Annotated in this window: 11 protein-coding genes; 7 read left to right on the forward strand and 4 right to left on the reverse strand. The window is 68.4% G+C overall.

Annotation, left to right across the window (positions count from 1 at the left end; translation table 11 throughout):
* Positions 1 to 180: 180 nt before the first annotated feature.
* From SOM47_RS14960 to SOM47_RS14970, 3 genes are read right to left on the reverse strand one after another with little or no spacing between them, the layout of a single operon-like run.
* Positions 181 to 1,440 carry an alkaline phosphatase family protein gene (locus tag SOM47_RS14960; protein WP_320506027.1) on the reverse strand — a complete coding sequence of 420 codons (1,260 nt, stop codon included), beginning with the start codon at positions 1,438 to 1,440 and terminating at the stop codon, positions 181 to 183.
* A gap of 46 nt (positions 1,441 to 1,486) precedes the next feature.
* A complete protein-coding gene (locus SOM47_RS14965; protein WP_320506028.1) occupies positions 1,487 to 1,984 on the reverse strand; it encodes a methylated-DNA--[protein]-cysteine S-methyltransferase in 498 nt (165 codons plus the stop codon).
* Positions 1,981 to 3,456: a DNA-3-methyladenine glycosylase 2 family protein gene (locus tag SOM47_RS14970; RefSeq protein WP_320506029.1), complete on the reverse strand. Its 1,476-nt coding sequence runs from the start codon at positions 3,454 to 3,456 to the stop codon at positions 1,981 to 1,983. The genes SOM47_RS14965 and SOM47_RS14970 overlap by 4 nt, the downstream gene beginning before the upstream one ends.
* Positions 3,457 to 3,602: 146 nt before the next feature.
* Between SOM47_RS14970 and SOM47_RS14975 the strand changes: the two genes are divergently transcribed.
* From SOM47_RS14975 to ubiM, 4 genes are all read left to right on the forward strand, one after another.
* Complete coding sequence (locus SOM47_RS14975) at positions 3,603 to 4,760, forward strand: COG3904 family protein (protein ID WP_249404364.1); 1,158 nt, start codon at positions 3,603 to 3,605, stop codon at positions 4,758 to 4,760.
* Positions 4,761 to 4,818: 58 nt separating this feature from the next.
* Positions 4,819 to 5,376 (forward strand): DUF4019 domain-containing protein, encoded by a 558-nt coding sequence (locus SOM47_RS14980; RefSeq protein ID WP_320506030.1) that lies wholly within the window; start codon positions 4,819 to 4,821, stop codon positions 5,374 to 5,376.
* Between the two features lie 3 nt (positions 5,377 to 5,379).
* Complete coding sequence (locus tag SOM47_RS14985) at positions 5,380 to 5,769, forward strand: MAPEG family protein (RefSeq protein ID WP_042615305.1); 390 nt, start codon at positions 5,380 to 5,382, stop codon at positions 5,767 to 5,769.
* 90 nt (positions 5,770 to 5,859) lie between these two features.
* Entirely contained in the window at positions 5,860 to 7,041 is a 1,182-nt protein-coding gene (ubiM, locus tag SOM47_RS14990) for a 5-demethoxyubiquinol-8 5-hydroxylase UbiM (protein WP_320506031.1), read from the forward strand.
* A 30-nt stretch (positions 7,042 to 7,071) separates the two neighbouring features.
* On the opposite strand, the gene SOM47_RS14995 is transcribed toward ubiM, so the two are convergent.
* Positions 7,072 to 7,305 (reverse strand): RNA-binding S4 domain-containing protein, encoded by a 234-nt coding sequence (locus SOM47_RS14995; protein ID WP_042615304.1) that lies wholly within the window; start codon positions 7,303 to 7,305, stop codon positions 7,072 to 7,074.
* 235 nt (positions 7,306 to 7,540) lie between these two features.
* Here SOM47_RS14995 and SOM47_RS15000 point away from each other — a divergent pair, with 235 nt between their 5' ends.
* The 3 genes from SOM47_RS15000 (at position 7,541) to SOM47_RS15010 (ending at position 13,803) form a co-directional block, all read left to right on the forward strand.
* Complete coding sequence (locus SOM47_RS15000) at positions 7,541 to 9,436, forward strand: DEAD/DEAH box helicase (RefSeq protein WP_320506032.1); 1,896 nt, start codon at positions 7,541 to 7,543, stop codon at positions 9,434 to 9,436.
* Between the two features lie 176 nt (positions 9,437 to 9,612).
* Positions 9,613 to 12,030, forward strand: a complete 2,418-nt coding sequence (locus SOM47_RS15005; RefSeq protein WP_320506033.1) for a putative bifunctional diguanylate cyclase/phosphodiesterase — start codon at positions 9,613 to 9,615, stop codon at positions 12,028 to 12,030.
* A gap of 156 nt (positions 12,031 to 12,186) precedes the next feature.
* Complete coding sequence (locus SOM47_RS15010; RefSeq protein ID WP_320506034.1) at positions 12,187 to 13,803, forward strand: GGDEF domain-containing protein; 1,617 nt, start codon at positions 12,187 to 12,189, stop codon at positions 13,801 to 13,803.
* Positions 13,804 to 13,838 lie beyond the last annotated feature (35 nt).

A 13,838-nucleotide genomic window follows, 5' to 3' on the forward strand; every position in this document is an offset into this window, starting at 1 on the left:
GGGTGGTTGTGCAGGACCGTCTTTTCGCATGGATGCGAAAAGCGAGCCTACACGGACGTACTTGCGGCGTGTCCTGCACAGCCACCCCGCCCCGCCAGCAAGCAGCCCTGCAGCCTTAGACGTTGATCTTGACGTTGCTTGAAGAGCAGGCGCCGGGCGCAGCCCGGCAAACACACAACCTCAGCGCAAGGCGTCCAGCAACCGCTCGGCATCGCCATCATTGGCGGCGGCCGGCACCTGCAGCAGCCGCGCCAGCAGCGGATACACATCCACGTTGTCGAACGGCGCAATGACCTTGCCCTGCTTGAACGACGGGCCGCGCGCGATGAACACCGCGCGCATCGAAGGCAGCGCGTTGTCATACCCGTGCGAGCCCCGATCCTCATGGCTGCGGCGCGCGATGCGCTCGCGGCTGAGCGCATCCCAGCCCTCGTCCATCTGGCAGATGATTGACGGAATGCGCGGGTTGCTGCCGTAGTGCCAGCGTGCCGGCAGGTCCTGCTTCTTCCAGCACTGGTAGTGCGCGTGGCGGCCTAGCAGGGCAGCCTCGGCAGCGGCCTGCTGCCCTTCCACGGGCTCGAAGCCGATCGACTGGCCCGTGCTGATGTTGCGCGCCAGCCGCGGGTCCGCCATGTCTTCGGTGGCGACCACCTGGCCCGGTGCCACCGGCGCCATGCCGTGGTCGGAGACCACCACCACGTTGGTGTCCGCGCTCAATCCGTGCTGCTGCAGGCCGTCCAGCAGAAGACCCACCACCGCATCGGCCTGCTTCACCGCCGCGATGTACTCCGCCGATTCCGGACCATGCCGGTGGCCGGCCTTGTCGACGGTCTCCAGGTACAACGTGGCCAGCCGCGGCGCATCGACATCGGTCCGTCGCAGCCAGCCCAGCACGCTGTCGGCGCGCGCTTCCAACGCGATGCTTTCATCGTAGCGGCGCCATTGGCTCGGCCGGATGCCCTTGATTTCCGCTTCGCTGCCCGGCCAGGACCAGGTCGCCGTGCGTACCCCGGCCTGCTCGGCGCTGACCCATATCGGCTCGCCACCCCACCATTCGACCTTGGTGACCGTGGCCGCATCGCTCAGCTTGAAGGGCCCCAGTTCGGCCACGTCCATGCTGTTGTGGATGATGCCGTGATGGTCCGGACGCAGGCCGGTGACCAGGGTGTAGTGGTTGGGGAAGGTCAACGAGGGATACGACGGCGTCATCCATTTCGCGCGCACGCCGCCGTCAATGATGCGCTGCAGGTTGGGCGTGATGCCGCGATCCAGCGCGTCCGCGCGCAGGCCATCGATGGACACCAGCAGCAGCTTGTGCGCAGGCTTTTCCTGCACCACGGCCGGGGGCGTGGAGGGCACGGTGGAATGGGGCGGGGCGGAGTTACAGCCAGCCAGCGGCAGGATAGCGGCCAGCATCCAGGCAAAGGGGCGTCGAGTCATCACGCCATTCTAAGGCGAGGCGATGACGCACCCAAGACAACCCACGTCACTGGCGTGCGAACAAGCCGCCATCCCCCTGTTCCAGGCGCAGCAGCGCGGCCTTGGTTTCCAGCCCGCCGCCGAACCCGGTCAGTGCGCCATTGCGGCCGATAACCCGATGGCAGGGCAGCACGATCGGCAGCGGATTGCGCCCGTTGGCGGCACCCACTGCGCGGGTGGCGGTGGGCTGGCCGAGCAAGGTCGCCAACTGCAGGTAGCTCCATGTCTGGCCGAACGGAATGTCGGCCAGCGCGTTCCAGACGCGCAGCTGGAACGGCGTGCCGCGGGGTGCCAGCGGCAGGTCGAAGTGGGTCCGCTCGCCGTGCAGGTAGGCCAGCAACTGCTCGCGTGCATCGCGCACGGTGGCCGGGTTGTGTATCCAGTGCTCGCGCCCCTTCGCATCGTGGCGGTTCTGCGGGAACAGGATGTGGGCGATGCCGTGCGCATCACCGGCCACGGTCAGTTCGCCGATCGGGCTGTCGAAACGATCGTAGTGCAGGGTCATGACGGAACTCCGGTGAACGGGGTGGACAGATGCCACAGGTGCAGCACGGCGTAGGCCCGCCACGGACGCCATGGCTGCGAGCGCTGCTCGGCCTGGCGCTCGGTCAGGCGTTTTTCCGGTGTCCCGAGCATCTGCTGCAGCACCAGGTCACCGGCCGGGAAGGCATCGGGCTGCCCGAGCGCGCGCAGCGCGATGTACTGCGCGGTCCACGCGCCGATCCCGGGCAATGCCACGCAACGCTGCACGAATTCCTGCAACTGCTGGCCGGCGTTGAAATCCAGCTCACCCGCATCGCAGGCGCGTGCCAGGGCGCGCAGGGTCCCCGCGCGCGTACGCGGCAGGCCGATCGATTCCAGAGGGGCGTCGGCAAGTCGTGCCGGCTGCGGGAACAGCCGGTCCAGTCCGTCCGGCATGCCCGGCAGCACCTGCCCGTACGCCTGCACCAGACGCCGTGCCAGCGTGGTCGCCGCGGCCACGCTGACCTGCTGCCCCAGCACCGCGCGCACCGCCACTTCGAAGCCCTCCCAGCCGCCTGGAACGCGCAGGCCGGGCCGCAGCGCGATGCCCTGCGCCAGCAGGGGTTCGTCCTGCAGCGTGGCGTGCACCTGGCGCAGGTCGGCGTCCAGGTCGAACATATGCCGCACCCGCCGCACTACCTGCGGAATCTGCCGCGGGTCGACGCCGTCCAGCTGCAGCACCAGCTCGCTGCGGCGTGCATCGGCATGCACCCGCAGCAGGGCGGGGCGATCAGGCGGACCGATCACGCGTGCATAGCCGTCCTCTTCGATGCGCTCGATGCCGGGAATCATGCGGCGGCGCAGGAACTGCAGCATCAGGCCGAAATCAAGCGGCGGCCGGTAGCCGAGCCGCAGGCGCAGGCCCTCGCCGGTCCGGGTTGCCACGCCGGGCAGGCGACGGATGGCGCCGGGCGGCATGCCGCAGCCGGCCAGGAAGGCGTCGTTGAAGCGGCGCAGGCTGTTGAACCCTGCAGCGAGCGCGACATCGGTGACCGGCAGGCGGGTTTCGGTCAGCAGCTGCTTGGCCTGCAGCAGGCGCTGGTTGCTGTGAAGCTGCAGTGGAGTCACGCCCAGCGCGGCCACGAACACGCGCTGCAGCTGGCGCGCGCCGACGCCGACCCGTTCGGCCAGCGCGGCCACGCTGGCGTCCTGCAGGAAGCCTGCGTGGATCAGATCGAGCGCGCGACGGACCGTCTCCTGTTCCAGCCCCTGCTGGGCGGCGGGCGACAGCTCTGGACGGCAGCGCAGGCACGGCCGGTAGCCCGCGGCTGCAGCGGTGGCCGCGTTGGCGTAGTAGGTCACATTGGACGGCTTCGGTGGCGGCGCAGGGCACACCGGCCGGCAATAGATCCCGGTGCTGCGCACGGCAGTGAAAAACGAGCCGTCAAAGCGCGCGTCGCGCGCCAGGCGGGCGCGTTCGCAGGTGGCAGTGTCGAGGGCGGCGGGCGAGGACATGGCCACAGTCTAGGCCGCAGGGCAGGGCGGGGCTCGCCATTTTCGGACATGGATGCCAGTGGCCGGTACCGATTCAGGAAGCGTTGTCGTCACACGCGGCGCAGGCTCTAGACTGGGGCCGTGTCCTCTTCCCGGTTCGATGGTTCATGTCGCCCAGATGGTGCCTGCCCCTGCTATGCCTCGCCCTCGCCTCATGCAGCAAGCTGGAGAATCCCGGCAACGTCACCGCCAATGAAGCGGCCACGCGTGCGCCCGGCGCTGATGGCGACCACATGGTATCGATCAACGTGGCCGATGCCCCGCGCCCCGTCGCCCCGCCTGCCGAGCGCGCTGATCGTCCGTGGCCGGCGGCATCGCTGGAAAACGGCGAAGCCTGGATCAGCTGCAGCACCGACTACGCCAGCGAGGGCGATGGCGAAGCGCTTCCCGGGCTGGACCGGACCGCGATCGAGCAGGCACTGCAGCCCTGCGTGGAGCGTGGCCTGCTGCGCGTCCGCTACAGCGGCAAGATCAACCCGGGGTTTGCCGAACTGAGCTGGCGCCTGGCCGTGGTGGCCGAACAACTCGGCATCCACAAGCGCATCCTGGACCTGGATTCCAGCGGCGGGCAGGTGGAGTCGGCGATCGTGGCCGGCGATGGCATCGGCGAATCGAACTGGACCATCTGGGTGCGCGAAGGGTCGATCTGCCACAGCGCCTGCGTGTTCGTGCTGGCAGCGGGTGACAATCGCCTGGTCTCGGGCAAGGTCGGCATCCATCGGATGATGCGGATCAGTTCGAAGGCCACCTCGCGCGCCGAACTCAACCGCGAACTGCACGAGGTGTACGACAACGTAAAGGACTACCTGCAGCGCAACGGCGTGGCGGTGGGCGTGGCCGACCTGATGATGACCGTGCCCAATCGCAGCCTGCGCCTGCTCAGCGCCGATGAACTGCGCCAGTACGGCCTGGACGGCACCAACGCGGTGCAGGACGACCTGGAGCGGATCAAGCAGATGCGCGCCTGCGGCGATGACTTCGTGCGCCGCAAGGATGCCTTCCTGGTGGCCTTCGACCAGCAGTGCAAACGCGAAGGCGCGGAACTGGATGCGGTCAACAGCTGTGGCCAGGCGCTGAAGAAAGACTATGGTTTCCCCGATGAGGTGTGCCCGTCGGACAGCCCCTTGTCGGAGATCGATGTGGCGACCCTGCCCCCTGCGCCGGGGGCCTCCCCGGCCGCCGATGGCGCCGCACAGGGGAGCCTGGGGATGGAGGCTTCCACGGCCGCAGAACGGCAGTCCGTGGACGCGCCGCCGGAGTCGTGAAGCCGCATCGCGAAGCTGGCGTAGACTGCGGACACTTCTCCTGAACAGGTAGTGTCCGATGAAGCGTTCGTTGATGGTGTTGTCCCTGCTGCTGCCGCTTACCGCAGGGGCCCAGCAGCCCCAGCCGGCCGCGCAGCCGGCGCCGCGACCTGCCGCCACGCCTGCGACGCCGGCTACCGCACCGGCCGCCGCACGGCCGGGCACGCCGGCCCAGCAGCTCACCCCGGCCCAGCAGGCCCAGCTGGACAAACAGAATGCCGAAATGAGCGCGGCTGCCCTGCAGGCCGTTCGCCTGGTCGATGGCGGACAGGCCGCACAGCTGTGGGATGGCGCCTCGTCGGTGGCACGCAAGGCAGTTGCCCGCGATGCGTTCGCCAAGCAGGTCGCCGCTGATCGCGCTCGCCTCGGCGCGCTGGTCGGCAGGGGCCAGCCGAGCATCAGCCGGGTCCGCTTCAATGCCGGTGCGGCGGTGCCTGAAGGCCTGTACCTCAACGTGACCTACCCGACCCGTTTCGAGAAGAGCGCACAGCCGGTACGCGAACTGGTCAGCTTCCGCCTGGATGAAGACCGCGTCTGGCGTCTTGCCGGCTACAGCGTCCGCGCGCCGGGGACCTGAGCGATGGCCATCGAACTGCAGATGCTGGCCTGGGCCGGTGTGCTCGGGCTGGCGCAGGTGATGCTGGCCGCTGCGGCGATCACCCGCGAGCGGGGCACGCGCTGGAATGCCTCGGCCCGCGATGGCCAGGCGCCGCCGCCCGGGCTGCTGGCGGGGCGCCTGCAACGCGCGCAGGCCAACTTCCTGGAAACCTTCGCGGTGTTCGCCGCTGCTGCCATCGCGGTGGTGGTGGCGGGCAGGCAGGACAGCAGTACGGCATTGGCGGTGCAGCTGTATTTCTGGGCGCGACTGGCCTACGTGCCGTTGTATGCGGCCGGCATCCCTTACGTGCGCAGCCTGGCATGGGTGGTGTCGCTGGTCGGCATCCTGATGCTGCTGTGGGCCCTGCTGTGAGCCGTCACCGCGGCGCCTGATCCAGATCAAGGCGCCGCGCGTGCCGGCATCGCTATGCTGGCGCTGGACATGGAACCGGAGAGCAGCAGCATGCGCGGCACGGATGTGGTGGTGGTGGGCGCAGGCCCGGCTGGACTCTGCTTTGCGCGCGCATTGGCAGGCAGCGGGTTGCAGGTCACCCTGGTCGAACCGCAGCCGCGCCAGGCGCTGGCCGAAGCGGCCTTCGATGGCCGCGAAATCGCGCTGACCCATGCCTCGCGCCAGGTCCTGCAGGACCTGCAGCTGTGGCAACGGCTGCCTGCCGCGGAAATCGCCGAACTGCGCGACGCGCGGGTGCTGGATGGGCGCTCGCCGTTCGCGTTGACCTTCGCCAGCGACCGACGCAGCGGCGATCCGCTGGGCTGGCTGGTGCCCAATCACCTGATCCGCCGCGCGGCGTGGGATGCCGTCCAGGACCAGCCGGGCCTGGAGTTGCGCGACGGACGCAGGGTACAGGGCGCGCGTGCGGTCGATGGTGGCCAGCAGGTGCTGCTCGACGACGGCAGCATCGTGCAGGCACGGCTGGTGGTGGCGGCTGACAGCCGGTTCTCTTCCACCCGGCGCATGCTGGGGATCGGTGCGCGCCTGCAGGACTTCGGCAAAACGATGCTGGTGTGCCGGATGCAGGTCGAGCGCGACCACCACCACACGGCGTGGGAATGGTTCGGCTATGGCCGCACCATGGCGCTGCTGCCGCTCAACGACGGTTTGGCATCGGCGGTGGTCACCCTGCCGCCGCGGCAGGCCGAGGCGCTGCTGGCGAAGGACGGTGCCGCGTTCGGTGAAGCGGTCAGCGGGTTCTTCGAACACCGGCTGGGCCACATGCACCCGGTTACTACGCCGCAGGCATATCCGCTGGTGGGCGTATATGCCGAACGCTTCATCGCCGCCGGGGCGGCGCTCATTGGTGATGCGGCGGTGGGCATGCATCCGGTGACCGCACATGGGTTCAACCTGGGCCTGGCCAGCCAGCAGCGGCTTGCCCGGCTGGTCGTCGCGCAACAGGCGCGGGGGGCCGATATCGCCGATGCACGCATGCTCGCGCGCTACCAGCGCGAGCACCGGGTGGCCTCGCGCGCGCTGTACGAAACCACCAACGCCATCGCCCGGCTCTACACCGATGATCGCGTGCCGGCGCGGCTGGTGCGCGCGGCCGGGCTCCGCATCGCGCAGGGCGTGCGCCCGTTCCGCCGGTTGATCGCCCACCGGCTTACCCAGCCCGTGGCAGGGTAGGAGCCGGCCACGAACCCAGCTGTGCCGGGATTACTCGGCTTCGGGTGGCAGCGCCAGCACGCGGATCACGCTGTCATTGAATTCCACCTGCTGGCCCGCGCGGATCTTGCAGGCCTTGCGCAGTTCGACGGCCCCATCGACCAGCACGAGGCCTTCGCTGATGGCCATCTTGGCTTCGCCGCCACTGCTGACCAGGTCGGTCAGTTTGAGCAGCTGCTTCAGCTCGACGTACTCGCCGTCGAGGTCGAATTCAAGGATCTGCATGGGGTCTTCCTGGAATGAATGGCGCCCATTGTGAGGCAGGCGCGGGCCCCACGCACCGGTCCGGGAGGGGCGGACAGGCGGACGGCGATGACACGCCGTGCACGTCGTTCATGCAAGGTGCTGTAAGCTATGCACTCGAAAAAGCGCCGGGGCACGCGTCAGAAGGGCGCCCTAAGCGCAAAATACCCCCCTTTTTTCGCCTGCCACGTTCGTGGCAGTGCCTTCGGAGTTCCCCATGTCCCAAGATACCCAGGCGCCGCTGCAGTTCGCGCAGCTCGGCCTTTCCGAGCCCGTGATGCAGGCGGTTGCCGCCGTCGGTTACGAAACCCCCTCGCCGATCCAGGCCGCCACCATCCCGGCGATGCTGGAAGGCCGCGACGTGCTGGGCCAGGCCCAGACCGGCACCGGCAAGACCGCTGCGTTCGCCCTGCCGGTACTGTCCAACATCGACCTGCAGCAAAGCAAGCCGCAGGCCCTGGTGCTGGCGCCGACCCGCGAACTGGCGATCCAGGTCGCCGAGGCCTTCCAGACCTATTCCTCGAAGATCGCCGGCTTCCGCGTGCTGCCGGTGTACGGCGGCCAGCCGTATGCCACCCAGTTGTCCGCGCTGCGTCGTGGCGTGCACATCGTGGTGGGCACCCCCGGCCGCGTCATCGACCATCTGAACCGCGGCACCCTGGATCTGTCCGAGCTGAAGACGCTGGTGCTGGACGAAGCCGATGAAATGCTGCGCATGGGCTTCATCGACGACGTCGAAGCGGTGCTGAAGAAGCTGCCGGAGAAGCGCCAGGTCGCGCTGTTCTCGGCCACCATGCCGCCGGCCATCCGTCGCATCGCCCAGACCTACCTGAAGGATCCGGCCGAAGTCACCATCGTCAACAAGACGACCACCTCGGCGAACATCCGCCAGCGTTACTGGTGGGTAAGCGGCATGCACAAGCTGGATGCGCTGACCCGCATCCTGGAAGTCGAGCCGTTCGATGCGATGATCATCTTCGCCCGCACCAAGGCCGGCACCGAAGAGCTTGCCGGCAAGCTGCAGGCCCGTGGCCTGGCCGCCGCCGCCATCAATGGCGACATGCAGCAGGCCCAGCGTGAGCGCACCATCGCCATGCTGAAGGAAGGCAAGCTGGACATCCTGGTCGCCACCGACGTGGCCGCGCGCGGCCTGGACGTGGAACGCATCAGCCACGTGCTGAACTACGACATCCCGTACGACACCGAAAGCTATGTGCACCGCATCGGCCGTACCGGCCGTGCCGGCCGCAGCGGTGAGGCGATCCTGTTCGCCACCCCGCGCGAAAAGGGCATGTTGCGCCAGATCGAGCGCGCCACCCGCCAGCCGATCGAAGAAATGCAGCTGCCCAGCGTGGAAGCGGTCAACGACAACCGCGTCAACAAGTTCACCGCGCGCATCAGCGAAACGCTGGGCCAGGGCGGACTGGACTTCTACCGGCAGCTGCTGGAGCGCTTCGAAGGCGAGAACAACGTGCCGGCGATCGACATCGCGGCCGCGTTGGCCAAGATGATGCAGGGTGATACCCCGTTCCTGCTGCAGCCGCCGGTGCGTGCGCCGCGCGAAGAACGTGCCCCGCGCGAGCGGTTCGAGCGCACCGACCGTCCGGAGCGGAATGATCGCTTCGATCGCGGCGAGCGCCCGAAGTTCGACCGCGCCCCGCGCGCCGAAGGCGAAGGTTTCCAGGAGCGTCCGCGCCGTGAGATGCCGCCGCGCGGTGCACCGGAACAGGGCATGGAAACCTTCCGTATCGAAGTGGGCCACCAGCATGGCGTGAAGCCGGCCAACATCGTCGGCGCGATCGCCAACGAAGCCGGGCTGGAAAGCCGTTTCATCGGGCGCATCGACATCCACGACGGTTTCTCGGTGCTCGACCTGCCGATCGACATGCCGCAGGACGTGCTGACCCACCTGAAGAAAGTCTGGGTGTCCGGCCAGCAGCTCAACATGCGCCGCGTGGAGCCGGGCGAGGACATCAGCCAGGCACCACGCGCCCCGTCCAAGCCGCGTTTCGACAAGGGCGGTCCGCGCCGCAGTGGTCCGGGCGCCCCGGGCGGCAATGATCGGCCGCCGCGTCGCGAAGGCTTCAAGCCGCGTGGTCCGCGCAACGTCTGATCCGCACGTGATCTGATGAATACAACGCCAGCCTCCGGGCTGGCGTTTTTTTTGTCCCGGGACAGGCATCCGGCCAGCGTTGGGCGGTCTACCGGGGGTGCAGACAGCGCCGATTCCAGCGTGCATGATGCGCAGGCAGCAAGCAGGATCTACCACGGATTCGGGGGGTTCCAGGTATGGTTGAGGCCGGTGCGGGGACGCGGCAGCGTGCAAGGGCACGCGGCCTGACACTGCGCTTTGCGCTGCTCACCGGCATGGCGGTCGGCCTGGTGGGCATCTCCGCGCTCATCCAGGAACTGCAGGCTGCCTCTACCGCCTGGATCGTCGGCCAGAGCCACTGGTCGCGTGCCCAACAGCAGGCGGTCGCCTCGCTGCACCGGTATCTGGAAAGCGGCCACGCGACGGATCTGCAGCAGGCACGTATGCAGCTCGACGTGCCGCTGGCTGATCTGCAGGCCCGCCTGGCACTGGAGCAGCAACCGCCGGATACCCATGCAGCCCGCGCGGCGTTCCTGCGCGGTGGAAATGCACGCGGCGATGTGAACCGGCTGATCCTGTCCTACCGCTACGGGCGCGACCTTGCCTATTTCCGCCAGGCCTCGCAGCTGTGGCGGGAAACCGATTCGCCGCTGCTGGAAATCGCCGCGATAAGCGACGAACTGGAGCAGCGGCTGTCCGGGGGGGCCATCCCGGCCCAGGACGCGGTGCGGTATGAGAGGCGGCTGCAGCAACTGGACCTGCAGCTGCAGGACACGGCGCGCCGATTCTCGCTGGCGCTGGTGAACATGTCCGCGCTGGTGCGCATGACGACCCTCGTCGTCGGCGCGCTGTCGGTGGTGGCGATCGCGATCGTGGCGGTGCTGCTGGCCCGGCGTGTACGCATCGACCTGATGGAACAGGAGACGCGCTTCCGTGCGGCCTTCTACCAGGCCAGCGTGGGCATGCTGAAAATCGACAGCGGCGGAGGCCTGATGGAGGTCAACCAGGCCCTGTCCGATCTGCTGCAGCGACCCCGCGAGCAGCTGGTGCACATGCACCTGCGCCAGCTGCTGGCCGAAGGAGAGCTGGTACTGGACGGCGAGGGGGAGATCGACTGGCCCCGTCAGCTGGAGGCCGGCGAGCTGCGCTTCCTGCGCGCCGATGGCAGCCTGATGTGGGGGCGTTGGAGCGGCACCGCTGTCCACCGTGGCAAGCAGGGCACGTCGATCTTCGCCATCGTCGAGGATGTCACGCAGAACCACGTGTTGGCCCGGCAGGTGCAGCACCATGCCAGCCACGATGTGTTGACCGGCCTGATCAACCGCCGCGAGATCGAACGGCAGCTTGAACTGGCGTTGCAGCAGGTGCGCGACGACGGCGGCGTGCACGCGCTGTGCCATCTCAACCTGGACCACTTCAAGCTGGTCAATGAAGCGGTCGGGCACGCGGCAGGTGACCAGATGCTGCGGGCCTTCGCCGAACACCTCAAGGGGGCGGTGCGCGAAGGGGACTGGGTCGGCCGGCTGGGAGCGGACGAGTTCGCGCTGTTTCTCGCCCGCGCGAGCCAGGAGGAGGCACGGCGGGTCCTGCAGCGCGTGATCCGCACGCTGGGCCAGGCCAGCATCGAGTTCGGCGACGACACGCTGAAGATCAGCTGTAGCGTGGGCGTAGTCGAAGTACGCGCCGATACGCCGGACGTGAACTGGTTGATGGGCGCGGCCGACAGCGCCTGCTACGCCGCCAAGCAGGGCGGGCGCAACCGGGTGCACTGTTTCAACGAAGACCGGCTGGCGTTGGACGAGCACCGCGGCGAGGCCGAACGGCTGCGTCGGGTCAGCCACGCCATCGCCGATGGCCGGATGCTGCTGTATGCACAGCGTATAGCGACCGTCGGCGAGCCGGACTACCTGCATTACGAGGTGCTCGTGCGCATGCGCGATGAGCAGGGCGTGTTGCACGGTCCGGGCGAGTTCATCGGCGCCGTTGAACGCTATGGCATGGGGATGTCGCTGGACCGCTGCGTGCTGTCCATGTTGTTCCGCCACCTGCAGGTCTGTCCGGCGCACGTGGCGCGGCTGGGTCTGTGCAACGTCAACGTTTCGGCGCAGTCGATCGCCGAGCCGAGTTTCCTGACCTTCGTCAACGACCTGCTGGAACGCAACCGCACGCTTGCCAAGCGGCTGTGCTTCGAGATCACCGAAACGGCGGTGATCAGCAACCTGGCCCAGGCGCGGGAATTCATCGATGCAGTGAAGGCGCGTGGCTGCCGCATCGCCTTGGATGACTTCGGCTCGGGGCTTTCCTCCTTTGCTTACCTGCGGCAGCTGTCGGCGGACCTGCTGAAGATCGATGGAACCTTCGTGCGCGACATGCTGACCGACCCGGTCAGCCGTGCCACCGTGCGCGCCATCGCCGCGCTGGGGCGCGAACTGCAGCTGGAGGTGATCGCCGAGTGGGTGGAAACTGAAGAGCAGGCGGCGCAGCTGGTGGAGATGGGCGTGCAGGGATTGCAGGGCTATGCGATCGAACGTCCGCAGCCGCTGGAGCGGATCACCCAGACCGCCCTGCACCCGGTGCGGCATGGCACCCAGGGGAAGTGGCTGGGTCGCGGTTGAAGCGTGTCGTCGCTCCCGCGCGCGTCGGCGGTCCGGCGTGAAATCGGCCGGGCTGCGATAATCTCCCGACACGGATGGCAAGCAGGCGGGTGTTGCGTGGGGAGCACGAGGGTACGTTCGGGCCGCTGGAACAGGGGCGGGTGGGTGCTGGCTGCAGTGCTGCTTTCCAGCCTGCTGTCGTTGTGCAATGCCATCGCCGCACCGCAGCCGGTGCGCGACTACCTGCTGCTGGGCGAGGCGACCGACGAGCCGACGCCACATCGCGCGTGTGAGGGCTACATGCTGCGCGGACAGCGCCAGCAGCTGGATATCCCCGCGCCGGAGGGCGGATGGTCCGGCCAGCCGCAGGCCTTGGACGTGTTCAATGTCTTCGCCGGGGAGGTATCCATCCGTCATGGTGACCGTGAGATCTGCGGCAACATGGGCGATGCGCGTACGCGTGACTCGCGGTTCCGCGCGGGCATCGGCATGGTGACCGTCCCCCGCGCTGGAAGCCGCGAGCCGATCCACGTGTCCTGGGCGACCCCGCTGAAGGAGCGCTGGGGCCCCACGCTGCGGCTCGGCGCGCCCAGCCCGGTGCAGCAGCGTGATACCGCCCGGCTGCTGGTGCGTACCGCCTGCGTGGCGGTCGCGCTGGCGCTGGCGCTGTCGTCCCTGATGGGATTTTTCACCTCCCGTGACCGCATTTTCCTGATGTACGTCGGTGCCTGCGCTGTGTTCGTGCTGTGGCAGGCGGTGCTGGGGGGACTGAGCGGGTATCCCGAGCCATGGTTCCCGATCGGGGTGGACAGTGCCTGGTGGCTGGTAGGCCTGACCGCCTGCGCACAGGCCGTGCTGCTCCCGATGCTGTGGCGACTCAATGCAGGTCATCGCGCCTGGCCGCGTTCGCGTGGCGTGGTGTCGGCCGTGGGTTGCGCCTTGTTCGCGGTGGCGCTGCTGGTGCCCTGGATGGACTGGACGTTGCTGGGCTGGACGTCGGATGTGCTGGAGGCGGCCCATTTCGCCGGCTGCGTGGCGGCCCTGCTGGCGGGGGTGTGGGCATGGTCGCGCAACGACCGCTGGGCCAGTATCGGGTTGGTCGCGCTGGCACCGTTCCTGGTGATGATCGTGGCCGACCTGGCGCGCGCCCAGTGGCTGCTGGCCCATCGTGTCGAAGCCCTGCAGCTGGCGGTGACCTGGTTGCTGATGATGGCCGCCTATGCGCTCAACCAGCGCCTGGGCAACCTGCGCGAACAACGTGACGAGATGCGCCAGCTGGCCGACACCGATTACCTGACCGGCCTGCCCAACCGGCGCGCCGGGCTGCGCGAGCTGGGCGTGCAGATCGAACGCGCACGTGCCGAGGGCGCACCGCTGGTGATCGGTTTCCTCGACATCGACCTGTTCAAGGAAATCAACGATCGCCACGGCCACGATATCGGCGATGCGGTGCTGCAGGCGGTTGCCGGGGCCCTGCGCGGCGCCCTGCGAGGCCGTGACGAGGTGTTCCGGATGGGCGGGGAGGAGTTCCTGCTGCTGTTGCCGGGCGCTCCGCGCGATGTTGCCGCGGCGAGGCTGCAGCAGGTGGGGCGCCGGATCACCGAGGCCGGGATGGCGCTGCAGGTGGACGGCCTGGCACTGACCGCCAGCATCGGCCTGGCCCAGTGGCGGCCCGACCACGATGACCTGGCCGCACTGCTGCGCCGGGCCGACCATGCGATGTACGGCGCCAAGCGCGCGGGGCGTGACCGGGTGATGGATGGCGAGCAGCTGGACGCGGTGCGCCCGCTATGAACGGATGCCGTGGGCACGACAATGCCGGATAATGG

The sequence above is a fragment of the Stenotrophomonas sp. CFBP8980 genome, from assembly GCF_034046095.1.
Classification (GTDB): domain Bacteria; phylum Pseudomonadota; class Gammaproteobacteria; order Xanthomonadales; family Xanthomonadaceae; genus Stenotrophomonas; species Stenotrophomonas lacuserhaii.